Annotated in this window: 22 protein-coding genes and 1 tRNA gene; 3 read left to right on the plus strand and 20 right to left on the minus strand. The window is 41.4% G+C overall.

The window, feature by feature from the left end:
• Nucleotides 1–176: 176 nt before the first annotated feature.
• The 10 genes from gyrB to KQP79_RS05995 form a co-directional block, all read right to left on the minus strand.
• Nucleotides 177–2,135 carry a DNA topoisomerase (ATP-hydrolyzing) subunit B gene (gene gyrB / locus KQP79_RS05950; RefSeq protein WP_004298236.1) on the minus strand — a complete coding sequence of 653 codons (1,959 nt, stop codon included), beginning with the start codon at nt 2,133–2,135 and terminating at the stop codon, nt 177–179.
• Between the two features lie 198 nt (nt 2,136–2,333).
• The gene (gene rpsT, locus KQP79_RS05955) at nt 2,334–2,588 is read right to left on the minus strand and encodes a 30S ribosomal protein S20 (RefSeq protein ID WP_004298235.1); all 255 of its coding nucleotides are present in this window, start codon (nt 2,586–2,588) and stop codon (nt 2,334–2,336) included.
• A 42-nt stretch (nt 2,589–2,630) separates the two neighbouring features.
• Nucleotides 2,631–2,702 (minus strand) — tRNA-Glu (locus tag KQP79_RS05960).
• Between the two features lie 529 nt (nt 2,703–3,231).
• The gene (locus KQP79_RS05965) at nt 3,232–4,206 is read right to left on the minus strand and encodes a FimB/Mfa2 family fimbrial subunit (RefSeq protein ID WP_004298233.1); all 975 of its coding nucleotides are present in this window, start codon (nt 4,204–4,206) and stop codon (nt 3,232–3,234) included.
• A 31-nt stretch (nt 4,207–4,237) separates the two neighbouring features.
• Nucleotides 4,238–5,731 carry an Mfa1 family fimbria major subunit gene (locus KQP79_RS05970; protein WP_061448383.1) on the minus strand — a complete coding sequence of 498 codons (1,494 nt, stop codon included), beginning with the start codon at nt 5,729–5,731 and terminating at the stop codon, nt 4,238–4,240.
• A gap of 24 nt (nt 5,732–5,755) precedes the next feature.
• Nucleotides 5,756–7,171, minus strand: a complete 1,416-nt coding sequence (locus KQP79_RS05975) for a DUF3868 domain-containing protein (protein ID WP_004322478.1) — start codon at nt 7,169–7,171, stop codon at nt 5,756–5,758.
• A 251-nt stretch (nt 7,172–7,422) separates the two neighbouring features.
• Entirely contained in the window at nt 7,423–7,992 is a 570-nt protein-coding gene (locus KQP79_RS05980; protein ID WP_061448382.1) for a DUF3575 domain-containing protein, read from the minus strand.
• A 12-nt stretch (nt 7,993–8,004) separates the two neighbouring features.
• Nucleotides 8,005–9,036 carry a DUF3868 domain-containing protein gene (locus KQP79_RS05985; RefSeq protein ID WP_004298229.1) on the minus strand — a complete coding sequence of 344 codons (1,032 nt, stop codon included), beginning with the start codon at nt 9,034–9,036 and terminating at the stop codon, nt 8,005–8,007.
• Between the two features lie 25 nt (nt 9,037–9,061).
• Entirely contained in the window at nt 9,062–9,733 is a 672-nt protein-coding gene (locus KQP79_RS05990) for a DUF3575 domain-containing protein (protein WP_022200137.1), read from the minus strand.
• Between the two features lie 350 nt (nt 9,734–10,083).
• Nucleotides 10,084–11,043: a tyrosine-type DNA invertase cluster 3b gene (locus tag KQP79_RS05995; RefSeq protein ID WP_022200136.1), complete on the minus strand. Its 960-nt coding sequence runs from the start codon at nt 11,041–11,043 to the stop codon at nt 10,084–10,086.
• A gap of 141 nt (nt 11,044–11,184) precedes the next feature.
• Here KQP79_RS05995 and recO point away from each other — a divergent pair, with 141 nt between their 5' ends.
• From recO to KQP79_RS06010, 3 genes are all read left to right on the plus strand, one after another.
• Nucleotides 11,185–11,913, plus strand: coding sequence for a DNA repair protein RecO (gene recO, locus KQP79_RS06000; RefSeq protein WP_022200135.1), 729 nt, complete (start codon nt 11,185–11,187; stop codon nt 11,911–11,913).
• 269 nt (nt 11,914–12,182) lie between these two features.
• A complete protein-coding gene (locus tag KQP79_RS06005) occupies nt 12,183–13,136 on the plus strand; it encodes a hypothetical protein (RefSeq protein ID WP_061448421.1) in 954 nt (317 codons plus the stop codon).
• Nucleotides 13,137–13,143: 7 nt separating this feature from the next.
• Entirely contained in the window at nt 13,144–14,370 is a 1,227-nt protein-coding gene (locus tag KQP79_RS06010) for an acyloxyacyl hydrolase (RefSeq protein ID WP_138343110.1), read from the plus strand.
• Nucleotides 14,371–14,414: 44 nt separating this feature from the next.
• On the opposite strand, the gene KQP79_RS06015 is transcribed toward KQP79_RS06010, so the two are convergent.
• The 10 genes from KQP79_RS06015 to murG all read right to left on the minus strand — a co-directional run bounded on the left by KQP79_RS06015 (nt 14,415) and on the right by murG (nt 26,248).
• The gene (locus KQP79_RS06015; protein ID WP_022200132.1) at nt 14,415–15,170 is read right to left on the minus strand and encodes a hypothetical protein; all 756 of its coding nucleotides are present in this window, start codon (nt 15,168–15,170) and stop codon (nt 14,415–14,417) included.
• A gap of 80 nt (nt 15,171–15,250) precedes the next feature.
• Nucleotides 15,251–15,976 carry a DUF5036 family protein gene (locus KQP79_RS06020; protein WP_022200131.1) on the minus strand — a complete coding sequence of 242 codons (726 nt, stop codon included), beginning with the start codon at nt 15,974–15,976 and terminating at the stop codon, nt 15,251–15,253.
• Between the two features lie 30 nt (nt 15,977–16,006).
• Nucleotides 16,007–16,594: a hypothetical protein gene (locus tag KQP79_RS06025; protein WP_004307363.1), complete on the minus strand. Its 588-nt coding sequence runs from the start codon at nt 16,592–16,594 to the stop codon at nt 16,007–16,009.
• A 376-nt stretch (nt 16,595–16,970) separates the two neighbouring features.
• Complete coding sequence (locus KQP79_RS06030; protein ID WP_004307361.1) at nt 16,971–18,668, minus strand: tetratricopeptide repeat protein; 1,698 nt, start codon at nt 18,666–18,668, stop codon at nt 16,971–16,973.
• 750 nt (nt 18,669–19,418) lie between these two features.
• On the minus strand, nt 19,419–19,868 hold the full coding sequence (locus tag KQP79_RS06035; protein WP_022200130.1) for a GatB/YqeY domain-containing protein: 450 nt from the start codon (nt 19,866–19,868) through the stop codon (nt 19,419–19,421).
• Between the two features lie 85 nt (nt 19,869–19,953).
• Nucleotides 19,954–21,264 (minus strand): cell division protein FtsZ, encoded by a 1,311-nt coding sequence (ftsZ, locus tag KQP79_RS06040; protein WP_004307359.1) that lies wholly within the window; start codon nt 21,262–21,264, stop codon nt 19,954–19,956.
• Between the two features lie 57 nt (nt 21,265–21,321).
• Nucleotides 21,322–22,773, minus strand: coding sequence for a cell division protein FtsA (ftsA, locus tag KQP79_RS06045; protein ID WP_004307356.1), 1,452 nt, complete (start codon nt 22,771–22,773; stop codon nt 21,322–21,324).
• Nucleotides 22,774–22,853: 80 nt separating this feature from the next.
• A complete protein-coding gene (locus tag KQP79_RS06050) occupies nt 22,854–23,591 on the minus strand; it encodes a cell division protein FtsQ/DivIB (protein WP_004309507.1) in 738 nt (245 codons plus the stop codon).
• Between the two features lie 70 nt (nt 23,592–23,661).
• Entirely contained in the window at nt 23,662–25,038 is a 1,377-nt protein-coding gene (gene murC, locus KQP79_RS06055) for a UDP-N-acetylmuramate--L-alanine ligase (RefSeq protein WP_004307350.1), read from the minus strand.
• Nucleotides 25,039–25,126: 88 nt separating this feature from the next.
• Nucleotides 25,127–26,248 carry an undecaprenyldiphospho-muramoylpentapeptide beta-N-acetylglucosaminyltransferase gene (gene murG, locus KQP79_RS06060; RefSeq protein WP_004307349.1) on the minus strand — a complete coding sequence of 374 codons (1,122 nt, stop codon included), beginning with the start codon at nt 26,246–26,248 and terminating at the stop codon, nt 25,127–25,129.
• Nucleotides 26,249–26,269 lie beyond the last annotated feature (21 nt).

Genomic DNA, 26,269 nt, shown 5'->3' on the forward strand with positions numbered 1-26,269 from the left:
ATTTTGTATGGAAAACGTTTCTGCTGTTAGGTTTTATTAAGAGATGGACGGTTGATCGATTTGAATATGAAAGCCCCTTTGGGCAAAAGAAAAACACCGATCGAAGGATGTTCCTTCGCCATCGGCGTTTCCTCGTTGTAAGATGTGAGGTTGGTTTATAAAACGTAATTATTTAATTATGTATCGATATTTGCATACGTTGCATTCTCTTCAATAAACTCGCGGCGTGGCCCTACATCTTCACCCATCAACATAGAGAAGATATAATCAGCTTCTGCGGCGTTGTCAATATTTACTTGTTTCAGCATACGGTTTTCGGGGTCCATGGTTGTTTCCCACAATTGCTGGGCGTTCATTTCACCCAAACCTTTGTAGCGCTGTGTATGAATTGCATTTTCCGAACCGCCACCGTAAGTGTCAATAAACTTCTGGCGCTGTGCATCTGTCCAGCAATACTCTTCTACTTTACCTTTTTTGCAGAGGTAGAGCGGGGGAGTAGCGATGTACAAATAGCCATTCTGGATAATCTGTGGCATATAGCGGAAGAAGAATGTCATAATCAGTGTGTCGATGTGAGAACCATCGACGTCGGCATCGGTCATGATGATAATCTTATGATAGCGCAGCTTCTGTATGTTGGCTTCCTTGCTGTCTTCGTCAGTTCCGATAGTTACACCGAGAGCTGTGTAGATATTGCGGATTTCATCACTTTCCAAAGCCTTGTGATACATGGCTTTTTCCACATTCAGAATCTTACCGCGTAATGGGAGGATAGCCTGGAACATACGGTTACGTCCCTGCTTGGCAGTACCACCTGCCGAATCTCCCTCGACAAGGAATAATTCACATTTTGAAGGATCCTTATCCGAACAGTCGGCTAATTTACCCGGCAGACCACCACCCGACATCGGCGATTTGCGTTGTACCATTTCACGGGCTTTTCTTGCTGCGTGACGTGCGGTAGCCGCGAGAATCACCTTGTCTACAATCGTTTTTGCTTCCTTCGGATGTTCTTCCAGATAATATGCCAATACTTCACCCACTGCTTGGTCAACAGCACCCATCACTTCGTTGTTACCCAACTTCGTTTTAGTCTGTCCTTCAAACTGTGGTTCAGCTACTTTTACAGAAATAACGGCAGTCAAACCTTCACGGAAGTCATCTCCCGAGATTTCAACCTTCACCTTTTCCAGCATCTTGCTGTCTTCGGCGTATTTCTTCAACGTACGGGTCAGCGCACGGCGGAAACCTGCCAAGTGTGTACCACCTTCGATAGTGTTGATATTGTTAACGTATGAGTGAACGTTTTCGGAGAATCCGGTATTGTACATGATAGCCACTTCAATAGGAATTCCCTGTTTTTCCGAGTTCAGATAGATAACGTCGTTAATCAAGTGCTCGCGTGAAGACTCGATAAAACGTACAAACTCTCTCAAACCTTCTTCTGAATAAAACTGCTCACCCTTGAAGCTTCCGTCCTCGTTCACAACCCGACGGTCCGTCAGGGTGATGCGGAGACCAGCGTTCAGATAAGCCAATTCGCGCAGACGTGAAGCCAGAATCTTGTAATCGTATACCGTTTCTGTAAAGATGGTATTATCCGGCCAGAATTGTTGGCGGGTTCCAGTGATGTCGGCTGTACCGACTTCTTTTACAGAGTAAAGCGGTTTACCGATCTCATACTCCTGCTGATAGATTTTACCATCGCGGAATACTTGCGTAGTCATGTGGGTAGACAGCGCGTTTACGCAAGACATACCTACACCGTGCAAACCTCCGGATACCTTGTAAGAACCCTTGTCGAATTTACCTCCGGCATGCAGTACGGTCATGGCAACTTCCAGTGCCGACTTCTTTTCTTTCTCGTGATAGTCCACCGGAATACCGCGTCCGTTGTCCTGTACTGTGATTGAATTGTCTTCGTTGATTGTTACTTCGATGTGGTCGCAATAACCGGCCAATGCTTCGTCGATAGAGTTGTCAACGATTTCGTATACCAAATGGTGAAGTCCCTTGACGCTGATGTCACCAATGTACATCGCAGGGCGTTTTCTTACTGCTTCAAGACCTTCCAATACCTGGATGCTATCCGCAGAATAAGACCCGTTATTGGGAGTGATTTGTTCTTCGCTCATAATTGCCTTTCTAACTTTAATAACAGAGCAAATATAGTGAAAATTGTCGACTTGGCGAAGAATAATCAGTGAAAAATAAAGAATGCGGGTTGATTCTCCACTTTCTTGATAAGTTTGATATTCAGTTGGTTATAAACAAGAAAGGCCGAACTTAAAAGTTCAGCCCGGATGCTATATAGAATTGTTAAATTCTTATTATTAAGCGAGCTTGTTGATGTAAAGAGCCAACTTAGATTTCAGATTGCTAGCTTTGTTTTTGTGAATGATGTTCACTTTAGCCAACTTATCCAACATCTTTGTAATGCCTGGGTACATTGCAACTGCTTCTGCTTTATCAGTAGTTGCACGAAGCTTTCTAACAGCATTTCTCATGGTTTTGCCATAATATCTGTTGTGAAGTCTTCTTGTCTCTTCTTGTCTGATTCTTTTCAGTGATGATTTATGATTTGCCATCTCGACTAATCTATTTTTTTAGTTCTTTATTCTTTTAACTTGTAGCCCGTGGGGGAATCGAACCCCCCTTTCAAGAATGAAAATCTTGCGTCCTAACCGATAGACGAACGGGCCATCCTTTGTTGCATTTCTGCATTTTGCTTTCTCGAATCTGTGTTTGTTTCTCGATTGCGGATGCAAAGGTAGGAACTTTTTTGAAACTGGCAAATGATTTATAGGAATTTTTTCATTGAATATGTGTTTTTTTTCAAAGTGACCATTCTTTTATGCTGATATTCAATAAAATAGACGGTTTCAGTTTTTATAAAAAAAATCTTATCAGTGAAAAAAAACTGGAAGGTGTTCTCTTCCATATACCTTATTATATTATAGTGGAATAAAAAGGCTGCTTATTTTTGTGATTTCTCTTGTAACAAAAAAAGTGCATTCTCTCCTCGCTTGGACAGAATGCACTAAACACAAACAAAACAAACAATTTTAATAAAACGATATTTTCTTTGAAAAACCGTTTTATTAAGACGCTACATGTAGTGGGAAACATTACATGAGCAGAGGGCAAAAGAGCCCACTAGGGTACTTCGCAGTAGCCTTTGTAAATACATCTCACCTAAATATTGTTCACATACTATTTCGTCACACGTTTTTAAGACTCCAGTTCGGAGTTGTTCAGGCGTATAATCCATCCGTTAACTTGCATTCTTGGGCATATATGCGGAATTCCGGTATCTGATGGCTGGATAAAGAACAAAAGCGTATATGAGTCCTGACGGTCGAGATACTCCTGGTCACTCATTTCACCTATATCATTGTAGATTTTGGATAACAACAGATATTGAGTGAGTGGGAGACGAAGAATGTTCTGGCCGCTTGGTATATGTTTGATCGATAAGGTTGTCTGATCTCCTTTCATGATACGTAATGTATTTAATCTCGCATGGATGACCGGAGTTTGCTCGGACATTACAGCCACTTCCTTCTGGTATGGAAGATAGTAGACTGGAGTTGTACCGACCGGTGTGTTTGTGTAGTCTATTATTCCGTTGGCAGATTCCAGAGTAAAGGAAAAGTCCTCTTGGCTTAGAGGGGCATTTGCTTCATCTTGAAGAATGCATGAGAAATAATTAGTATCTTTCACTAAATTGGCGGTAATAACCTGATATTTTTGACTAATAGTAATATTTTCAAGGCTACTGTAAAAGAGTGCATTCAGTTTCTTGTTCGACTGATTCTTATTATCGCATGCCAATGATATATTCAGGGACCTTCGTTCCGTTTGTCCAGCTTTGAGATTAGGGAGCTGGTACATGTGGTTGGATGTCCCTCCCCATATAAGCAAACGATAAGTTCCTTCGGGAAACGGTACTCTTACCATACAGTAGCCTTGATGTAATGTAATGCTGTCTACGTCCACTCGATCCACATATTTATCATCCTTGTCGAAAGCAAGGATGGTAATGTCGCTTACTTGTGTGGAGGCAGCGTCCACATCTAGTATATTATAGGTATACGAGATTTTCAGCCAAGTCCCGGAAGGGCAGTCTGACAAGTCGTCGTTCACCCAGTTGCAGGATGAGAACAAGGCGATGGCACTGATAATATAGAGTAAAAATGGACGCATTTATAATAAATTTAGTTCGGGTGGCCAATACTTATTCAAGTTCTACATCTTGATTACGTACGGCCCACGGAAAAACATTGAAATTGATGTCTAGTTCGGCTTTATATTCATCCGGCTGATCCGGGTCGATGAAAGGTTCGCCGCTACCGAGTCCTGCAATTTTGTTGACTGACAATCTGTATATATTGTTGCGTACGATACCGAATTCCATGACACCCATTTCCGGAGAATTATTATCAAGGTGTTTGATCCAGTAATTGTAATAACAAGAGTAGTTTTCCGTTTTCTTGAAACGTTTGATACTATATCGAGCTAGCTCTTCTGTTGTCGAGTTGTCAGTGACATCGTCCGGCAAATTATTAAGGACTAGTTTACGGATTGCATCTACGCTGGTATAAAAGTTGTAATTGAAGTAGAACATATTAGTCGGCCAGTTGGACTGATTGCTAACTACATCGCCATTTTCATTGAAAACGTGGTCGGGGGCAATATCCATGTTGGCTTTGAACATAACTCCCGTGCTGTATGCATTCAGTTGGGCGTCAAGGAACATACAGTTTTCCAGGCAGTAGATATGTGACCAGCTGTTAGCTTGAGCCATGCCTGCCCAGTTGCCGTCGTTGATATCCAACTGTACTAGAGCTTGTGCAAAGAAACCGTCGGCGTTTGTAAAGTCCCCGGCGTTCTCCACTGTTTTCTTGAAGAAATAAGGATCGATAACATAACCATTGTTGTCGTTGATATCACCGAAGTTTTCATCAGTATATGAGTCTGGTTCCTGAAAACTGTTCAGTACTGCTGTATGGCGGAAAGTATAAAACTGGGTTGCCAAGTTCAACATTCTAAAATTGTTCAGTTTGATTGTACAGTAGGTCTTTCCGGATGGGTCTGTTAGTGGGAAAGTTTCTTGTGTTTGAGTCAGTTCAACTTTGGCAACCACGCGTTCAAGACCGATGGATACACTAGTCACTTTATCGGAGTCTGTAGGTTTTTTCACTTCAACGTTCAGATTGGCAGCTCCACGATTGGTCATAACGAAACCGTTTTCGGGTACGCTTGGAATTTTTCCTGCACTGTAAGTTACGGCATCAACTGCATTCAGAAAAGCCTCTTGTGTGCTGATATTTCCTGTGATTGCTTTTCCGTTAGCTATGGCAAAGATGTTATAAGTTCCCGGATTTACAGTGATTTTGTCGGCGGTGTACTGTATGTTTTGACCGCTCGTAACTGTCCGGTTGATGTTCTTCAGTTCCTGTTGATCTTTGAGCGTTTTTGTGGTCGAGTCAAATAGATAAACAGTGAGACTCTTTACTGCATATTCTTCTTTAGAACCTTCGGTGGTAACGCCGGACGATTCGGCACTTCGACTGGTAGCAACGTTTGGAATCTCGAAGAACAAGGCGAGATTGCCATTTGACTCTGAATGAGTATCATCGGCGATGACAACATCTGCATCATTGATGCAACTGTACTGTGTGACTGCTGCGAATAAAAGCAGTGACATTAATTTACTGAATCTTTTCATTTTACATTTGGTTTTAATGAGTGTTTATTTTAGTGCACGGACTAATTGCAGATTATTATCCGCTTGTGATAGTCCTGCTTTTTGAGCTTGTCTGAATAAGTACTCTGCTTCTTCATAGTTGTTTTTAAGAAAGCATAGAACTCCTTTTGCTAATATTGTTTCCGGTACTTTCGGAGCTTTTTCCAAATAAGTGGCAGCTGTTTGGACGTCTCTTTGCATCAAGGCTATGCAGGCGGCATTCAGGTTGGCTGTGGGATTATCGGGAAATAGTTGTACGGCAGTCATGAAAATCTGATTATAAGTTTCGCTTCCAGGTGTACTGGCAAGTGCGAGACGAAACATTTCTTCAAGACTCAAATTTTTAGGGTTTGTAGTAAAGACTTTCCGGGATTCTGCAAGAGTAAACGGGCGTACACGATACTCAATAGTGTAGTCGGAATGTCTAAGTAGAGTAAACCAATGCTTCAGGACAAAATCGTAGAATGCAGGGAAGTGCTTTTTTAGCTTTCTCTCCTTGCTATCGGGGTGAATGTCGCTTGTTATGGTTTTTATTATCGCTTCTTTCTCTTGAAAAGTCGTATCACAGAGAAGAGCTTCAAATCCTTCCCAATCTTCAGGAGTATAGTCTGTCTGGATATGCGCTCCGTCGAATGCATATAGCTGATTTACATACTCTTTCACAGATTGAGTACGTTCACGGGCCAACTTCTCATTGAGTCGGTAAGGTCCGTCGGGTGAAGCGTAGCCGTGAATGCTGATGTGTGTGATGGTAACGTTGGTGTCATTTTTAATGGTGTTGATTGTTTCAATAATTTTATTCAGTTCTACTGTATTGTTGCTGTACGTTTCGTATATAGCAGTCACATTGACAGGAAAATCAATAAACGCGCACCCTTTTTCTTCTCTGATTTTCGAGGTTTCCACTTGGGGAGTCAAGAATACGAGTTGTGGAATAGGGGTTGGCTGTGGGTGTAAACGGGCGATACAAGTGAGATTTTCTTCACCCGGAATCCCACAGCCACAGCTTTTCTCAACGAGTGAGAGAGTGGCATGATTCATCCAACTTTCGAAAGGTACAGATTGCAGATAATGCATTGTCTGCCGACTTCCGTTTTTTCTTTGCAATGCTTCGGCTTCTTTTTCCTTCTTGCCAGCTTCGCGCAAAAATATGATGTGTTGTTTTCGGCTGTTGATATAGATAGCTGGTAATTCCAACCGGTGTTCCAAACTGTCACTGACAACAGGTACCAATGTCATTGATTCATTGGGCAGGAAGTCACGGGTGATTTCTATTTCAATAGAAACCAGTAATTCTTTCCCGGCCTTGTGCAGGCTGGAGGAAGTGGCTCGAACAGTGCCATCATCTCCTGTTACAGGTGTCTGTGCCTGAAGAGAAAGAAATAAGATGGCTGCAATGATAAAAGTTCCTCCTGTTTTCATAATTTTATAACTAAATGACTTCTTATCTGTAACAAAAGCAATCATAACTCACCATGGATAAATTCGTGAGATGATTCCTTGCTGTTGCAATGCTTTCAATATCTTTATGTCCTTTATTGATCTGCTGATGCCTCCATGCCCTAGATAATATACTCTCCATGGGGTAGAATGGCATTGACGTGCTATTCGTATGTAGATACTTCTTCTTCTGGAGAACCAGACTTTCCATAAACTTTTCATCCTGTTTTATTTTAAAATAGATAAACTAAACTTATTGAAGCCTTACTAGACCCTATGTAATGATAATCACCTTTGTCTCGTAATCCGGCGCATTCCTTGACGCAGTTGTACTGCTTGTAGCGGATAAAATCGTATCCTACTCCCAGACTTGTTTCTATATTCCAATGATTATCCAGCATCCAGTGATATCCGGCACTGATACCTCCACCTGCCAGCCATCCTTCATATCTGTATTTTTTCAACCCGGCGAATATACCGAAAGGCGGTTTTTTCCCTCCGATATTGAATTGTGCCCCATTGAGGTAAGCACCCCAGAAAAAGCCGTTAAACTTCTGGCAAGTCCAATATTTATATTCTGGCTGTATCAGCCAATAGCGGTTCACATATTTCTCTTCCCGTTTCCATGGTCGCAGACTGCCGGTCAGTTCAACTGTACTTTTATTTCCTATGGCATAGGAGACTCCGGCTTCGAAAGCCCCATCTATTGCCGGAAGCGCATTCACGCTGACTGCTACTCTCTGTGAGCGACAGTGGAGCCAACCAACTGATAAGAATAGGAATAAGAGTAAGAAATATTTCATTGTGTCTGTTTGTTAAGGACGTTTATTATTTTCAAAAAATACATTCAGATTGTAAGAAGCTTCTTCGGAACCTTCTGTCTTAGCAGCCTTTAACATGCGAATACCTTCGTATGTGTTTCCAGTCATCAGCTCATATACACCCCGACAATTCTTGTAAGCAAGGCTGTCATGAGGAGCCATCGATAAAAACTTGCTTATTGATTGAGTGTCTCCTTGTTCGATGGCAGCAGCGGCAGCGTTTAGGTTGGCGATGGGGTGTACAGGATACAGTTTGACACTGATGTTAATAATTTGGTAAAACTTAGCTTTGTTATCTGCATACGACAGAGCTACGGTATAGAGTTCGCGGAGCGACAACATTTGTGGATTGACATCAGCCATAATCTTAGCTTCTTCAAGATTAAAATTCAACTCTTTCTGGTTTCGTATATCTACATCATCCGTAGCCGGGGAAACATACGAACCTTTATATTTCATTTTTGTGGTTGTCATATCAGCTGGAGACGTGTTTTCTGCTGTTGACGTAACCTCGTCCGGATTCTTTTGGGAGGATGGGAGTGCAGCAGGTTGAGATGTAATGAGTAAAGTATCTTTCAACGCTTGTTCACCTTCAGGACGGATGATTGTTCTCCGAAGGAGGAGAGTTGCGTGGTTCATCCAATCTTCTGCGGGCAACGAAGTTCGGTAAGCGATGGTGCGGGAATGACTTTCGTCGATACCGGCAACGAGGTAGGTTGCGTTCTCTTCCTTATGCTCGCTTTTTTTTCGTAATATCTGGTTACGCAGATATAATTTTTGTTTTTGTTTGCCGTTTAATAAGATGGAAGGTAGTAAGATTTTTCTTTCCTGTCCGGTTAAGACGGGCGTTAGTCTGACGGCATTTTTAGACTCCATATTTTCTATCTCTACCGATACATCCATGGAGAGAAGTAATGAATCTGCCCGCACTCCGAGAAAGTGTGGAGTAATATCCAGTTTAATGTTTTGTGCCGGGAGTAGATTGCATATCAATAAGCTGAAAAATATGAATGCTTTCGTTTTCATTTTATGTGGTTATTATTAGGTTGATTTATCGGATGAAATATATGATTGATATCCCTGCTTGTGTAGGTCCCCAGTAGTTGCAGCTTGATTTTTCCAATAGGGCTGCACCTTCAGACTGTCCGTAGCGTTTATAATTAAGGTGTGCATATCCGAGTGAGATTCCTGCTTCCAGATTCCATTGAGGGCTGATTATCCATTGATAACCGTAGGAAATGCCGAAACCCGCCAGATTGCCTTGATATCTGTTGTGAGCAATCTGCCTGTTCTCAATACCCAGCATTTTCCCATTGTTGAATCCCCAGGGGAGCATTCCTCCAAAATTGAACAAAGCATAGTGTAGCTGAAAGCCGATAAAACTTCCTGTGAATACTTCATTAAACCATTTACGGTATTCTGGCTGCAACAGGAAATGCTTCATCTTTTTGTTCCCTCCGAAGTTCCAGGGGTTGTAATTGAGGGAAAGGCTGATGGTATGCGTATCGTCACATCGCACTTCTCCTCCCATATTGAGAGTAGTGGTTAGATCGTAAAGCAGATTGCTTTTAATGGCTATATTTTGTCCGCAAAGGTTCGAAGCAGGCAGAATACATGCAACAAAGGCAATGATGGCTAGCCCATGTTTAATGTTTGCTGCATGTCTCCACCTGTTGCTGGCAGCAGACTTTTCATTTTTGCTGATATTGGGTTTGTGTGTCATAATTATTTGTTTATGTGTATCTGTTACTTCTTAGGTAACGGAACTCCTGTTTAATGACAGGAACACATGAGGGAAAAGTAAAAAAGACGGTGGTCTTTTATTGATATATGTCTCTGGAAGCTTTCGGACAGAAAAAAGTGGTCCGATGATTGGCAATAGATAGTTGGAACATGAACTAAAAGTGATTCGTGTTCTCATATCTTATTTTATTCTTCGAAAGAAGTTGAATAAAATAATGTATAATTAATTTGGAATGTAATACTCTTTTTATATATCTTTGTACAGTATTTATATCCGTTACCTAAGAAGTAATGGATAAGGCAGATTGCTGATAGATAGTTGTTTATGTGTTATTGATGACTTGCGTTGTAAGATTCTACGTAAAAACAATTCAATTGATTGGCTTCTGTTCTTTTCTTCAAACCAAAACCTTTCAGATAAGTTTGTGTGGTTTTTATAGATTTATGTCCTAGTGATTCACTGATCATTTCAATAGGGATTCCCTGGTATTTGGCATTTGTTGCCCAAGAATGCCGGATGGTATATGAACTGACAGGTGATTTTAGGTTTAGTTCTCTTGACAGGCTTTTTAATTGATTGTTGAATCGGCGGAGGGCTGACTGATATTCCTTATATATGCCTTCTTCTTTTCGTCTCTTATCTCCTCTCATTATATTAAATAGGTAGTCTGGGCAATCTTCTCTCGGTGGATTGCTGTTACGCAGCTTGTTTATCTCTTTCTTGGAGGTGTCCAGGATTTCAAGACTTATTGGTGTGCCTGTTTTTATACGATTGTATCTAAGGATTCCGTCTTCCAATGCCGATTTCTCTAAATGTGCGAAATCAGAGAACGGCATACCGCAGAATTGGAACATCAACCGTGCGATAGCTTGCGTACGGATTAAGTGTTGGGATTGAGGGGCTTTGTAGAGAAGTGTATGCAGTTCGCTGACCGGGAGCGCCTTTTTCTGTCGTACATCTACGCCAGTGTATACGTCACGAAACAGCCGGGGGATAAAGCGGGCTACCCCTGCTTCTACACCACGATTATAGATGCTGCGCAACATACGCATATAGGTTGAAACTGTGTTTGGCTTCAACCCATGTTCGTGTAGGTGCTGCCCGTATCGTCTCAAACTATCGCGAGTGATCTGCCCGAAAGTTATGCTGGGAGTACCACAGAACCTTGTGAATGACAGAATTGCATTCTTATACACATGTGCTGTCGAATAACGACCTTCTTCCTGTAAATTCCGGATGTATGCTTTGGCGCATCCTGTAAATCCGTTTTTATTACTTTTTCGTTTCATAAGCTTGTTTATCTTTACTTGTTATTCAGGGACTATAACAAAAGTAGTTATCTTTTTTGTTGTTAATGCCTTTAAAATCTCTCCGATTACCTTGTATTTTTTGTAGCTTTGCTTCGGATTTGGAAATGAGGTTATTCAGTTATGCTGCAGAAAACGAAAGGAATAGTTCTTCATACGTTGAAATACAATGATACTTCTATCATTGTAGATATGTATACGGAGTTGTCCGGCAGAGCTTCTTTCCTTGTAACAGTGCCTCGTTCGCGAAAAGCGGCTGTGAAATCCGTACTTTTCCAACCGTTATCTTTTATTGAGTTCGAGGCTGACTATCGGCCTAATGCAACACTTTATCGTGTGAAGGAAGCGAAATCTTTTTATCCATTTTCTTCCATACCTTATGATCCGTATAAGTCTTCGATGGCACTTTTCCTGTCGGAGTTTCTTTACAGGGCTATCCGGGAGGAGGCAGAGAACCGTCCGTTGTTTGCCTATCTGCAACATTCTATCATTTGGCTGGACGAGTGTGGAGAGGGATTTGCCAATTTTCATCTGGTTTTTCTGATGCGTCTTTCGCGTTTTCTGGGGCTTTACCCGAACCTGGAAGATTATCATACCGGCGATTACTTCGATTTATTGAATGCCTGTTTCACTTCCATTCGTCCCCAATTACATTCTTCTTATATCAATCCTGAAGAGGCCGTCCGTCTCCGTCAGTTGATGCGCATGAACTATGAGACCATGCATCTTTTTGGTATGAGCCGTGCGGAGCGTACTCGTTGCCTGACGATTATGAATGATTATTATCGTTTGCATCTGCCTGACTTCCCGGCATTGAAATCACTGGAGGTATTGAAAGAACTGTTTGATTAATTAGTAACTTTTCTCCATTCAACTGTTCTAGCTAGTTTTCATTCTTGAAACACGAGTGCGGTGCTTTTCAATTCTGTCGTTCCCTTGTCGTGTCGAGTCCATTTACTTGCCATATATTGTTTTAGCAGTGTTTTAGCGTCCGCCACTGTATGCGGCAATTAATCAGGTGATAATAACACTTCTTAATGCGGGTTTGTATGCTGTTCCTGAAAATATATGTTACTTTTGTCCGTAGAGAACAAAAGAGAATGAACAAGAGAGAAAACAATATGAAAAGATTCCTATACCTGACGGTCTGTCTTCTCATCCTGGGGGAGTTTTATGGTTGTAACGGAGACGTATTTGTCGACGACTTCCGTCCTTCCGATTCCGAACTGGCGCTGGACGGGAACGGGGATGTTGCCACTATTCAATTTGCAGCTGCCAATTGGGATTGGTTAGCAATGTATACAGCTTCTAGTCTTCCCGTTCAATATAAAGTATATGATGCGGACAATCGCTTGGTAACAAATGACCAAGGTCCATCGCTGAACGGATTGGGAAAGATTGTGTACACCGGAGAGATGATTGATTTCACCATCGAACGTGTTCATCCCGAAGAAGTGAAGATAACGGTGGGCGAGAATGCCCTTTCCGCTCCTTTTCAATTCCTGCTCACGGCAAGCAACGAATATGAGTGGCAGGAGATACACGTCGAGATTTCTCCGGGAGACAGATATGTGATGGATAGTATCATTTATTCTTTGAATGCATATTCTTACGATCCGGAAAACAAGATAGAGAAAAAAGAAGGCGTCTCCTTTCATAACTTAACAGATGTTTCGTCTACATACACGTTTTTTCCTTTCGAGTCTTTTTACCATTTTATGAGGTTCAAAAGCGATGTGCCCGAAGCTTTTCAATTACTGGGCGAAGCCGGTCTGACAGTGGAAATACCAAGTATGAAAGACGGATATTTAGTGATGAACGGCAAACGCGCGCCATTCATTTCTGAGCAACAAATGTTGCCTTGCCCTAGTACGGAACAGAACAAAGACATAATTCCTCCTCGGACTTCTCGATACTACACCTTATCGATGATGTATGATTGGTTGGAAACGAGATATACCCTCTATGTTTCTCACTCCAAAACCAAGAAACAACGAATCGTAACCGGCACGTTGCATAGCGAAATGCCTGTAAAATATTATATAACACACAAGGATATACCTTTCAACAACTAGCATATCAATGATTAGAAATAGGAACGCCATACGGTTGCTGTGCCTCTTTTGCCTTCTGGTATATCCGGCAATCAACGCAAATCTGGAAGCCCAGACAATCATCGGACAACGGAACGACAGCGTCAGCCATTCCCTGATCCGCCATCAGCTTGGCTTTGACATTCGTCCGGGCTATATCGTCTCCACCCATAGTTTTCTGCAAGGAGACAATATGCAGCAAAAGAAAATCGACCAATCGCTTTCTTTCCATCTCAAGTACGCTTTCAGATTTAGCAAAGAATCCAATCTCGGCAGGCTCTTTCCTCATACCTATCAGGGCATTGGCGTTTCCTACCAGACCTTCTTTAGTCCCGTTGAATTGGGAAATCCGGTGTCGGTATACGCTTTTCAGGGGTCACGTATCGCGCAACTGTCGCCCCGTCTATCGCTCGATTACGAATGGAACTTCGGAGCTTCTTTTGGCTGGAGGAAATATGACGAACTATCCAATCCGCAAAACGTGTTGATTGGCTCCAAGATCAATGCGTACATCAATCTCGGCTTTTTGCTGAACTGGCAAGTTCACAAGTACTGGAAATTGGCGGCAGGTGTAGATCTCACCCATTTTTCCAATGGAAACACGCATTATCCTAATGGCGGTCTTAATGTTATTGGAGGAAGAATCGGCATCGTACGCACTTTGGACGCGGATGAGGCGCCCGGTTCCATCACTCCTAGACGGCTCTTTATAAAGCCTCACGTCAGCTATGACTTGGTGATCTACGAAGCCACCCGCAAAAGAGGACTGATTGGAGACGATGTGTCGAGTATGATTCCCGGTTCGTTCGGTGTGGCGGGTATCAATTTCGCCCCGATGTATAATTTCAACAACTATTTTCGGGCAGGGCTTTCTGCGGATGCGCAATATGATGAAAGTGCCAATCTTAAGGAGTATAGAGTGGGCAAGTTTTACTCGGGCGATTTGAAGTTTCATCGTCCTCCTTTCCGTAAGCAATTTGCCATGGGGTTATCTCTTCGGGCAGAACTGGTGATGCCTGTTTTCTCTATCAATGTCGGCGTCGGTCGGAACCTGATATACAGCGGTGGTGATATGAAAGGGTTCTACCAAATTCTGGCTCTCAAGACTTACGTCACACGCCATTTGTTTTTGCACGTGGGGTATCAGTTGAGCAAATTTAAAGACCCCAACAATCTAATGCTGGGGCTTGGATATAGATTTCATGATAAACGATGAAAGGGCAATCTTCGTTTGTTAATAACCTCCTTTTCTCAATTTAATTAAAATGTAAGTCCTCCTAATTGGATTATTCCATTATCTTTCCAAATATAATTAACTTTTACTTCTGTGATACCGGCGTCAGGATATCGTTGCTGATATTCTGCTGTTTTATCACTCTGTAGGATATATCCGTATCCCAATGATATTCCTGTAGCAAATTTAAAACCGAACTTCTCTGCTTTATCGTCATACATTAAGGTTAAAAAGGTAATATTCCATTCGTATGTGCCTTCTCTGAATATTCCCGAATCAGTTTTCATTGTAAACTTTTTGGTTTCCTGATTGAATGTATAAGTAGCACCAATGAATGGTTTATCTTTTTCTCGTAACTCAATTTCTATTTCTGGGGGGATTCTTAGATCCACTGCTTTTATTATTACTCCCGGATAATCAGGGTTACCTTTTAGCGGAATTCCCCAATTGACAATTTCCGGACTGTTGAAGTATTTGACATATACGGAGATTTCACATGCTATCTTATTATTGTCAGTATCGATAAGTCGTATCATGGTGCTTCCACTTTTGTAGGTAGTGATGCATACGCTCATTTCGTCAAGAATAGCAGTCGCAATTTCTTGATTTTCTGATTCTAACCTATAGTTGTACTCTGTTAAGTCTGTTTCTATAATGACATGCCATGTGTCTCCTGCCCATATAGAAACTGATTTCTTTTCAACTTCGTATGGTTCCTCTTCAGAGCAACCATACGAAGATGCCAGTAATAATACAATTAGCAAAAGTCTACTGATTCTCATACTTTTAAATGTTTTTTACAAATATATGGTAATATGGGAGATAATCCCTTTGTTTTACCGGATAATAAAGTCTTTATTGCTTATTCCACGTAGACTTCTACGACCGTAAAGATATTGTTTGAACGGATATAAAGGTCAAATGTTCCATAAGGTCCGTTGACTATGTCAGGTGCTTTAGTTAGGGTTATTCTTAATTTGTTATTGGCAGATGTTACATTTAATCCTTTTTTCCCTGCGCTATGTTCTTTCAAGAAAAACTCAATATTTTGGGGTAATGCTAATTCAACCGTTTCACCTATACGGTGAAGACTTCCAATACCATACCTATATGCAGGCAACCCATTATTGTTAGGGAAAACAGATATATATTTTACAATTGCACCGATAGTCATGTCACTATTTACTATTTTAGATACAACATAGGCTTGATAATAACTTGCTTCTACTTGAATAGCGTGATTGCCTGACGGGAAATCTATAAGTGTATTTTTATCAAAAATCTGATAAATATGTCCGGGCGTAACCGCTACTTCGTGTGTGAGGTTGGTTAATGAGGGTAGAATATCTGCTCCAACTCCTGCGCCATTTCCTACGTCAGAAATAAAATTAGAAGATGTGACGAAGTTATTAGCTTCATTGATATAAGTTTTTGATTCACCTAAATAGGTTTTTCCATTATGCTCATTAAGCATATTGAGTGTGATGGTATCTGCCGGATCATCTGGCGTGTCATCATCACTACAATTAACGAAACACATAGTACAAAGGGATAACAAGAAAATCCCAACTATTTTTTTTGTATTCATTTCTTTTTAATTTTTTGATTTATCAGGAACTTAGTTTGACTTGGTGCTTACAAATATTTTATCGATATAATAGTCAATACTCTTTGAAGCATTGCGGAATAATAGTTGAAGCTTGTATTTCCCTTTAGGATATTCTTCTTGAGAAGGTAAAAAGAATCTTATTTTGACGCTTTCATGAGGAGGTATTAAATATCCTAGATCATTTTTTACATAATTATCCGGATAAACTAAAGGAATCCATGAATTATTACTTTCTCTATAGCGCAAGAAAGTATTACTAATATAGGTAATTGTATCGTTTGTATTATTAGTAATTTCTGTTTTCAAGAATCCGTCTTTTGAGCAGGGGGCTTTTAATAAAAAGCACACTTTTATATGCTCATTTTCTCTTGTAATAAATTCTTTCCCTTGCATTTGTTTTTCTTCTACAATCGTTTCTCCTGGCTCGATGGAATTAATGAAATGTGATATATCCATTTTATATGAATTAAGAGAGTCGATACTATTCTCATAATCAAGGTTCACAGTATTTCTTGAATTACTTGTTTTATTATGACAACTGATTAACATGAATAAAACGATTCCATTGGTTATCAAAATAGATATTAATTTGAGCATAAGTTAAATATGAAATGGATTAGATAGGTTGCTTGTCCAATCCATTGGTAAATATTATTTAAAATTAGCATTTAGTCGTGAGGCTATATTATCAACCTTAACAAATATAGATGTAAAAGTTATACTTCCTTTAGATCTATACTCTGATAGATTGTAAGCTTTCATTGTCATGAATGAAATACTAATTAATAATAGTGTAATACTTAGTTTTCTCATATCTTTAATTGTTTTTTGCAAATTTACGGAGAGATGAGGGGGGAAGCAAGTAAAGTACGTTTTTGAACGTGGACAAACAGACTTTGATAATCAGTTGTTTATGGCTTTTTACGTGGACATTATCTTATGCTATAGATTGTTTCTACTGAAAACATGATTATTAATGTATATTTTCGATTAAGTATTCATATAATGTAGCATTATTATCCGGTAATGTGATATCTAGTTTTCTTCTAAGTCTAAGGCGTCTTTTTCTTACTGAATCAACTGTTATATTTAATAATTTTGCTTCAGTGTTAGTGTCGAACCCATACATGTAAAGACAGCAATATTGAAAGTCTTGTTCTGATAAATCCGGACATAGACTATATATGTATTTATAAAGACTTGGATAGATCTGTGTTATTTCATCTGTGATAAGTTTCCATTGTTTTTCTGTTATTAATGGCTTATCATTTCTTGGTTTATTTTTATTTGCCAGGTATGTTAGCTCCTTGAATAGTGGTGAGTTCTCTAGAGATTTATTTTGTAATTCCTTGTAATTGGCACTTAGAAGATTTATTTCTTCCTGCATTTTATTATAGTTCTCATTTTTCTCTTTGAGTGTGTTTGACAATCTTTTTTTCTTTTCCAATTCTAATGACACATAGAGCAAATTTTCTTTTATCTGGTTTAATTCATCCCGTTGTCTTTGAATTTTTTCTTTTGCTTTTTTGCGATATAATAGGTATCCTACCGTTATAAACAGTAACGTTACAATGCTGATAATTGAAATTATAATGTAGCTTTGTTGTTTAATCTTTAACCTGTCTACTTCTTTGCTGATTTTTAGGTGGTTATATTTAGACTCTATATTTAGTATTTTGGATTGGTTGTCCGCATATATGATAGAATCTAACATGTTAACATATTCTTCTAAATTAGCAAGAGCTTCTTTATAGTTTTTTTCTGCGTTATAAATTTGATAATATAGATATTTAATGCTACATGTATATTGGGGGGTATCCTGTGGTATCTTGGATAATAACTCTTTAGCTTTATTAATGGAATTTGATGCCGTATATAAGTCAATCAATGCTACATAATCGGGCATTTTTTCTCTTCCCGTCAACAATGCTTTGAGGAGGTATTCTTCAGCTTTATCGTATTTGTTCTGCATAGAATAGATATTGCCTAAGGCGTTATTTATTGATGCAGTAACATTAATATTACTAGTATTGGCTGCTACAGAATCGGCTATAATTAGAATATTTAAAGCATGTGATAATGAATCCATTTGTGCATATTCACGTCCAATATCTCTTAATGCACAAGCATAACTATCTGTATTCTTTTCTTTTTTGAAGTATTCGGCAGCAATCTCATATCTTTTGATAGCCTCTGTTCGCATGAATTTTTCTCGATATAGATCGCCTATATAGTCATAGGTATATCCAATGAGGTTATTGAGCTTGTTTTTTCCTGCAATGTCCAGCGCATTAGTATAAATAGACATTGCTTTATCATAATCTCCATCAGCAAAATAGGAACGACCTAAATAAATCAAAATTTGCACTTGCTCGTCAGGGCTACCATGTGAGGAATACCAGTCATAAGCTCTTTCTAATTGGTAAGTTGGTAGGATGCTATTAAAAATTTCGTCTGTAATCTTACCTGATAACATACACCAGCGTGCAAAAGCTTTGTCGTCTAGTTTTTCAGGAGATGATATACTTTTTAGTAGGTTGGATGCGCTGTCAGGATTTATGGCAATGGCTTTTTCTACTTCATTTAGCAGTCTGTCAGATACGGATTGTTGTTTGTTGCATCCTGATAGCACTAATATAGATGTTATAATTATAGCAATACTCTTTCTCATTTGTCTGTCGTGGTTTAGTTTCGTTGTAAAAGTAATCTTTATTTTCTATATTATGCTCTTTTATAGGGAGATTATTTTAGTTCGGAAAATAATATTAGTACTGTCTATATCATACATCATATTAATTTCAAATGTGCTTTTATTTTATTAAGTTCATGTGATCTAATTTGATTATTTCCCAGCTATTAATAGACTCTTTCTTATTTATAGTGAGAAAAGTTCCTTTCTATTAATACCTAAATTACTTTACTATAATTCTAAACTTGTTTTTCATTAATCGTAATCTATAATTGCAAGTTGTAATTATATAAATGAAGCTTTTGATTTTATAAATGAAAGCTTTGTTTATAAAAACAAAAGCTTCATTTATAGATTACCTTTAATGTAAGTAATCTTTTCCATTAGTGAAAAGGAAGTTTGGCATTAATAGAGAATAAGTTTATATCTAATAGATTGGAATCAGTCTATTAATCAAAATTCGGCAGAAAGGTATAGTGAATCGGGTGAAACCTATGTGAAAGGTAGCTCTTCACCCGAAATCCCTTTATTCATCGATGTTTCAGAGTGGTGAAGGAGGTGAATGTTATGTTTAAAGAAAAGTTGCAGATGTGTGTAAGATAAAACATCTTGCACGCATCTGCAACGGTATCTTGCACAGGTTTATACTGCTATTAATCAAATAGATAAACTCTGGTTAGTGTAGGGTGCAAGATAAAATCGAAATAAAACTTCTGTGGAAGTCCCGGAGGATTATCCCAAAAGTTCTTTCACTTTTGCAGAAATGGCACGTCCTTCTGCAAGTCCTGCTAATTTCTTGGAGGCAACTCCCATTACTTTACCCATATCTTTACCGCTTGTAGCACCTGTTTCAGTGATAATTTCCTTCAATGCAGCTTCCAGTTCTTCGGCGGTCATTTGTTTCGGCAGGTATTTCTCCATAACGGCTACCTGGCCTAATTCTACGTCAGCCAAATCCTGACGACCCTGTCCGATATAGATTTCAGCAGAATCTTTTCCTTGTTTCACAAGTTTCTGGATAATCTTCAGAGCAGCATCATCTGTCAATATATCGTTAGCTCCCGGGGCAGTCTTAGCTTCCAGGAAGAACTTCTTTATATTTCTCAAAGTTTCAAGGGCTACTTTGTCTTTCGCCTTCATTGCGGTTTTAATGTCTTCGCTGACTTGATCGAATAAATCCATACTATTATAGTTAAAAATTAAAGATTAAAAATTAGATCTGAAGCCTGATTTTGCGAGTTTATAATTTTCGTTCTTAGTTCTTTGTTTAGAACGTAATCACGCCGTTGTCATCTGTAGCTTCTTCCGTGGCTACTTCCTCTTCCAGAGCGGCTTTCGTCCGGATTTTGGTAAGAGTAGTCTTATCACGCATATAAGTGGGAGAATCTTCTACCATGGCGATGATGTCGTCGTTGTCCAGATCTTCCGTATTGAAAAGATAGATGTGGCGGCGTTTGCGGAGGCTCTTGCTTCCGATATTGCTGGCGCTTTCGCCGTATGCCTTGCGGATACGTTCTTTGTTCTTCTCTTTCTCTTCTTCCAGTTGCAGTTGACGTTCTTCCTCTTCTTGGCTGCGTGCAGCATGCAAGCTGTCCATTCCGGGAACGTCTTCCACACCGAATCCGGTTGCCAATACGGTGATTTTTACTCTTGTTTCCAGTGAGTTGTCGATGGCAACACCCCAAATCACTTCCACCCCTTCGCGGAATTTGCTCATGAACTCGTGTATCTCGTTCATTTCCTCCATCATCAGTTCCGACGACGGGCAGAAAGATACGTTCAACATTACTTTCTTGGCATTGAAGATATCATTGTTGTTGAGCAACGGAGAATGCAGGGCATCGTCGATTGCTTTCGTCACACGATTTTCTCCTTCGCCGAATCCGGTACTCATGATTGCTACTCCACCATCTTTCAGGATGGTTTTCACATCGGCAAAGTCAAGATTGACTGTACCCCGCATGGTAATAATCTCGGCAATGCTCTTGGCAGCAATGGAAAGAGTATCATCGGCTTTGCCGAAGGCGTTCATAAAAGTAAGGTCGGCGTATATTTCGCGCAGGCGTTCGTTGTTGATAACCAGCAAGGCATCAACATGCTGGGCGATACGCTCTACGCCGTCCAGTGCCTGGATAATTTTCTTTTCTCCTTCGAAGATAAAGGGGATGGTGACGATACCGACAGTCAGAATATCCATTTCCTTCGCAATGCGGGCGATGACCGGTGCAGCTCCTGTTCCGGTTCCTCCTCCCATTCCGGCGGTGATGAATACCATCTTGGTGCCGTCGTTCAGCTGGTTTCTGATATCTTCTATACTTTCTTCGGCGGCGTCGCGTGCCCGTTCGGGACGGTTGCCGGCTCCAAGCCCTTGCGTGATGCTACGGCCCAGTTGCAGTTTCACCGGGACAGGTGATTCGGCTAATGCCTGGTTGTCCGTGTTACAAAGAACGAACGTTACATCATGGATGCCTTCCCGGTACATGTGGTTTACAGCGTTACCACCACCACCACCTACACCAATCACTTTGATGATCTTCGGTGAATCTGTCGGGAAATCGAATTGTACTATCTCGTCCATATCTTGATTGAATTATGAATTACGAATTATGAATATTGATTAACAAGCTGCTGAAGGTTACTTCATATCGTCGTCGGAAAAGATTTCTTTCGTCAACGAATCGATCTTGCGTTGAATCCAACTCGGACCTGCTTCTCTTTTCCGTCTTTCTTTCTCTTCCTTTTCCTTTTGCTTGCGAAGTTTTTCCGCTTCTTTGGCGGCTAGCTTGGCTTCCCGCTCTTCTTCTTCTTTCTTGAGACGGGCGATGCGGGCCTGTTCTTTCAGTTCCTGATCGTCCTCAAACATATCCACTGTCTTATGCACTTCCGGCTCCGGTTTGGAGACTGATGGTGCAGGAGCAGCTTGCGGAGCAGTTTCCGTCAGGCAGCAGTTCTGGTTACCTTCAAACAGGAGCCCGAACAAAGTGTTCTGCGAACCGTCTTTCTTCAGTATGTTGTTGGGCGCATGAACCGTATTGCGTGGGAGTTTCGCCATCCGTATCTTTTCTATCTTGCTGCGTTTGCGCAAGGTTTCGTCCAGATTCTTCAGGTTGGCGGCCCCTCCTGTCAAGATGATTCCTGCCAGCAATTTGTCCTCGTAGCTCGATAGTTGTATCTGGTTCCATACGTTGGCAACGATTTCCTCGGCACGGGCTTCGATGATATTGTTAAGATCCGCCACTTTGATGATACGGTTGTCATCATCCAGTTTGCAGGTTGCTTCTTCCTGTTCGGGGTCCTCTTCATAGAGGGCGTCACCGTAGGCTTTTTTCAGGCGTTCGGCTTCTTCCTCCTCCATTTGCAGGGTGGTGATGTCACGCGTGATGCTGTTGCCTCCCAAAGGCAATACAGTCAGGAAACGGAGAATGTTATTCTTATATACAGAGATGGTAGTTGTGTCTGCTCCGAAGTCGATCAGTGCACAACCCGAACGGCGTTCGCTTTCTGTCAGTACGGCATTTGCGGTTACTAACGGAGCGATCAGTTGGTCGGCAATATCAATTTTAGCCTGTTGGAAACAGTGCTCCAAGTTCTTACGTACGGAAGCACGGGCAACGATATTGAGGAAACGTCCTTCGATGTGGCTTCCTACCAGACCTACCGGATTGGCTTGCAGGTTATTACCTACCTTATATTCTTGTGGAGCTACGTCCAATATATCCATATCGACCACCGGGATGGCAATGTTCTCATCACCGATAGCGCTTACAAGCTCTTCGGATATGATAGCTTCTTCCTCCAGGTCGCGGCTTACTACATTGCGGACGGTGCGGAGTGATTGTCCGCCGATGCCTACATATACCTTGGCAATTGAGTTTTTCAACTCACCTTCCAGTCTGTTGATGATTGAAGTCAGGCTTTGCGCTGTCTTGTCCAGGTTAAAGATCACTCCTTTACGAATGAACGTAGAAGAGTCTTCCTGGGCATACGCTAATACCTGCATGCTTCCGTCACTGTTCTTTTTTCCGGCCACACCGGTTATCTTCGATGAACCAAGTTCAATAGCGGCGATAAATTCTGTTGTTGCCATAGGGTTATTTTATTTACTATTTTACTATTTACAATTTACTATATAGAGAGACTGTTTACTTATCATCTATCACTTATCAACTACTCTCGTTTTGTACAGATAATCTGGTTGCTGAATTCGAGATTGATACGTGAATATTTGTTCCAGCCTACCCGGTTGAGTCCTTTTTTGTAGAACTCCTTCAAACGTGCCAGTTTATCTTCAAAGTTCTCCAGTTTTCCGAGATAGACCAGATGGTCTCCCACACGCGGCACCAATTCGATGTTCTGGTCGGGCAACACATGGATCTGCTCTATCTGGGCGTCCCAGAATTTATTATTATGCAAAAATACACCAAACTTATATAAATCCTTCATTGCAAACGACTTTTCTACGTTTCCGGTGACAATTACCCGGTGAGCGACGCATTTTGCTTCCGGTGGCATGACGGTTCCTTTGTTGTCAAGGTAGTAGTTTTGACCGTTGGCGCTCATGACCCGGAGGATAGGAATACGCTGTGTCACTTCCACGCACACTTTGCCGCTGGGTGTTTTGTAGCATTCGGCTTCGTCAATCAACGGATGTTTGCTTAGTTCCCGTTCCAGTGACTTGGTGGAGATGCGTTCCATTTTCTTCCCGATGGGGTAGATCCCTTTCTGCTGAAGGATACCTTTCAGCTCTTCTTTGGTGATGAAGCCGGCGTATGCGGTATCCTTGATAACCAATTCCATGTCACGGCAGGTCTGGTCGGTAGGCTTGCGGTTGAATGCGGTGATAGCTACGGTGAGGTAGGCTATAAGCACCAGCATGACGATGGATAGAAGGATTCTTTTAATCATAATCAAAAATTAAAGATTAAAAATTAAAAAGCTTGCACTGTTTCGGACAGGCTGCCGGATGATTATTCATTTATCTTTTTTCTAATAGTTCCTTTATTTCGGGGACATAGTTGTCGATGTCTCCGGCTCCCAAAGTAATTAATACTTCAATGTTTTTATCTTTCAGAATGTTCAGTATCTCTTCCTTTTTGCACATACTTTTTTCGATACCCGGACGGAGATTATCATAAATCAGTTTGCTGGTAACGCCCGGAATTGGTGCTTCACGTGCCGGGTAGATGTCTACCAGAATCACTTCGTCGAGTAGCGACAGGCTATCGGCAAAATCCTGATAGAAGTCGCGGGTGCGGGTATAGAGATGAGGCTGGAAGATGGCTGTGATCTTCTTGTCCTTGTAAAGTTCGCGCATAGACAACACGCTCTGTTTGATTTCAGAGGGGTGGTGTGCGTAGTCACTTAGAAAGACAATCCGGTCGTTCTTGAGTTTGAAGTCGAACCGGCGGTCTACTCCTCGGAAACTTGCCATACCTCTTTTAATTTCTTCATCGGTCACCCCGTTGAGGTGTGCCAATGCCATGGCGGCTACGCCGTTCTCTATGTTGATGCTTACCGGAATTCCCAGTTGGATGTCGTTGATACGGGTGTCCGGAGCAACAAAGTCGATGAATATCTCCCCGTTTCCGATACGGATGTTTTCTGCATGGAAGTCGCCTTCGTCACGTGAGTAAGTGTAGACACGAACGTCCGGCTGCACTTTGGGTTGCAGAGAGATGCCTTTACGGATAATCAGTGCGCCACCCGGTTGGATTAGCGTGGTGTAATGTTCGAAACTTTCCAGGTAGGCTTGCTCTGTTCCGTAGATGTCCAGATGATCGGGGTCGGTAGACGTGATTACGGTCATATAGGGTGACAGCCAGTGGAAAGAACGGTCGAATTCATCCGCTTCAATCACAGTGTAAGGGCTTGCTTGAGAGAGTAGCAGGTTGGTGCCGTAGTTCTTTGAGATTCCTCCGAGAAAAGCGGTACATTCCACGTGCGACTGGTGGAACAGATGAGCTGTCATCGTCGATGTGGTTGTTTTCCCGTGAGTACCTGCTACGCACAGACCTTTGCTCGAATGGGTAATCGTTCCCAATACTTGGGCGCGTTTCTGTATTTCGAATCCGTTGTTGCGGAAATAAACGAGTTCTTCGTGTTCCTGCGGAACGGCCGGAGTGTATATGACTAACGTACTTTCCTTGTCTTTGCAGGCTTCGGGAATCAGGTCGACGTTTTCTTCATAATGTATTTGTGCGCCTTCGGAGATTAGCGTTTCAGTCAATGGAGTAGGAGTACGGTCATATCCTGCCACTACCTTTCCTTTGAAAAGGAAGTAGCGTACAAGTGCGCTCATGCCGATGCCGCCGGCACCTACGAAATAGACTGATTTTATCGTTTCTATATTCATTTCTTCTGTCTTTTTATTTTAGTGCAGATTACGTTGTTTGATACGGGCATTGTGCCGTTACTTCAATCTGCGTAATCCGATCGTCCATTTATCTGTTCTTTGCTTCCGCCAGCTTAATGACCTCTTGTGCGATGATTCTCGCTGAATCGGGTAAAGCCAGTTTGGCGATATTCTCTGTTAGTTCTTTCAGTTTCTGCTCGTCGTTGACAGTGGACAGGGCTACGTCCATCAAAGTGGTTTCCGCTTCACTGTCTTTGACGTAGATAGCTGCCTGTTTGTTCACCAACGCTAAGGCGTTCTTCGTCTGGTGATCTTCTGCCACGTTGGGCGAGGGCACTAAGATAACAGGTTTGTGCAGCAGGCAGAATTCAGAAATGGAACCTGCTCCCGCACGGGAGATAACCAGATCGGCTGCTGCATAAGCGGCTGCCATATCTTTGATGAAATCCGTTACATATAAATTCGGAAGTGCTCCTGCCGCTTTTACGGCTTCTGTTACTTGCGGGTAATAGTATTTGCCCGTTTGCCAGATAAACTGCACGTCCGTGTTTTCCTTGATGGTTGTCAGACTGGCTGTCAGCGTGTTGTTGATGGTGCGTGCACCCAAGCTGCCACCTACAATCAGGATTGTCTTTTTGCCGGGCTGTAAGTGGAAAGAACCTAGCGCTTCTTCTTTTGACGGCATATCCTTTGTCAGGTTCTGGCGGACGGGATTACCCGTCATGATGATCTTGTCGGCGGGGAAGAACTTTTCCATTCCGTCATAAGCTACACAAATCTTACGAGCTTTCTGTGCCAGGAGTTTATTAGTTACTCCGGCATACGAGTTTTGCTCCTGGATTAATGTGGGGACTCCCATCATTCCGGCAGTCTTTAGTGTTGGCCCGCTTGCATATCCGCCTACACCTACCGCCACTTGCGGGCGGAAGTTTTTGATTACTTTGCGCGCTTTCCATTGGCTGCGCATCAGTTTAATCAATACGGATACATTTTTCCATAAATGTTTGCGGTCGAATCCGGCTATCGGAAGTCCGATAATCCGGTAGCCTGCATCGGGAACCCGTTGCATTTCCATACGTCCTTCAGCGCCTACAAAGAGAATTTCTGCGTCGGGGCGTAGCTCTATTATAGCGTTTGCGATAGAGACGGCAGGAAAGATATGTCCTCCTGTTCCTCCACCGCTGATGATAATTCTAAGTTCTTTTTCCATCATTCTGTTTTCTTCTGTCCT

The sequence above is a fragment of the Bacteroides sp. DH3716P genome (genome assembly GCF_025914115.1).
Taxonomy (GTDB): Bacteria; Bacteroidota; Bacteroidia; order Bacteroidales; family Bacteroidaceae; genus Bacteroides; species Bacteroides ovatus.

What these genes read in the sequence shown, in the direction of transcription:
- KQP79_RS06025 (WP_004307363.1), bottom strand. Translation starts at nt 16,594, where the DNA reads ATGCTCAAATTAATATCTATTTTGATAACCAATGGAATCGTTTTATTC.
- ftsZ (WP_004307359.1), bottom strand. Translation starts at nt 21,264, where the DNA reads ATGGACGAGATAGTACAATTCGATTTCCCGACAGATTCACCGAAGATC.
- recO (WP_022200135.1), top strand. Translation starts at nt 11,185, where the DNA reads ATGCTGCAGAAAACGAAAGGAATAGTTCTTCATACGTTGAAATACAAT.
- KQP79_RS05985 (WP_004298229.1), bottom strand. Translation starts at nt 9,036, where the DNA reads ATGAAAACGAAAGCATTCATATTTTTCAGCTTATTGATATGCAATCTA.
- KQP79_RS06015 (WP_022200132.1), bottom strand. Translation starts at nt 15,170, where the DNA reads ATGAGAATCAGTAGACTTTTGCTAATTGTATTATTACTGGCATCTTCG.
- ftsA (WP_004307356.1), bottom strand. Translation starts at nt 22,773, where the DNA reads ATGGCAACAACAGAATTTATCGCCGCTATTGAACTTGGTTCATCGAAG.
- KQP79_RS06030 (WP_004307361.1), bottom strand. Translation starts at nt 18,668, where the DNA reads ATGAGAAAGAGTATTGCTATAATTATAACATCTATATTAGTGCTATCA.
- KQP79_RS06005 (WP_061448421.1), top strand. Translation starts at nt 12,183, where the DNA reads ATGAAAAGATTCCTATACCTGACGGTCTGTCTTCTCATCCTGGGGGAG.
- KQP79_RS06010 (WP_138343110.1), top strand. Translation starts at nt 13,144, where the DNA reads ATGATTAGAAATAGGAACGCCATACGGTTGCTGTGCCTCTTTTGCCTT.
- gyrB (WP_004298236.1), bottom strand. Translation starts at nt 2,135, where the DNA reads ATGAGCGAAGAACAAATCACTCCCAATAACGGGTCTTATTCTGCGGAT.
- KQP79_RS05995 (WP_022200136.1), bottom strand. Translation starts at nt 11,043, where the DNA reads ATGAAACGAAAAAGTAATAAAAACGGATTTACAGGATGCGCCAAAGCA.
- KQP79_RS06050 (WP_004309507.1), bottom strand. Translation starts at nt 23,591, where the DNA reads ATGATTAAAAGAATCCTTCTATCCATCGTCATGCTGGTGCTTATAGCC.
- KQP79_RS06020 (WP_022200131.1), bottom strand. Translation starts at nt 15,976, where the DNA reads ATGAATACAAAAAAAATAGTTGGGATTTTCTTGTTATCCCTTTGTACT.
- KQP79_RS05965 (WP_004298233.1), bottom strand. Translation starts at nt 4,206, where the DNA reads ATGCGTCCATTTTTACTCTATATTATCAGTGCCATCGCCTTGTTCTCA.
- KQP79_RS06035 (WP_022200130.1), bottom strand. Translation starts at nt 19,868, where the DNA reads ATGGATTTATTCGATCAAGTCAGCGAAGACATTAAAACCGCAATGAAG.
- KQP79_RS05970 (WP_061448383.1), bottom strand. Translation starts at nt 5,731, where the DNA reads ATGAAAAGATTCAGTAAATTAATGTCACTGCTTTTATTCGCAGCAGTC.
- KQP79_RS05975 (WP_004322478.1), bottom strand. Translation starts at nt 7,171, where the DNA reads ATGAAAACAGGAGGAACTTTTATCATTGCAGCCATCTTATTTCTTTCT.
- murC (WP_004307350.1), bottom strand. Translation starts at nt 25,038, where the DNA reads ATGAATATAGAAACGATAAAATCAGTCTATTTCGTAGGTGCCGGCGGC.
- murG (WP_004307349.1), bottom strand. Translation starts at nt 26,248, where the DNA reads ATGGAAAAAGAACTTAGAATTATCATCAGCGGTGGAGGAACAGGAGGA.
- rpsT (WP_004298235.1), bottom strand. Translation starts at nt 2,588, where the DNA reads ATGGCAAATCATAAATCATCACTGAAAAGAATCAGACAAGAAGAGACA.
- KQP79_RS05990 (WP_022200137.1), bottom strand. Translation starts at nt 9,733, where the DNA reads ATGACACACAAACCCAATATCAGCAAAAATGAAAAGTCTGCTGCCAGC.
- KQP79_RS05980 (WP_061448382.1), bottom strand. Translation starts at nt 7,992, where the DNA reads ATGAAATATTTCTTACTCTTATTCCTATTCTTATCAGTTGGTTGGCTC.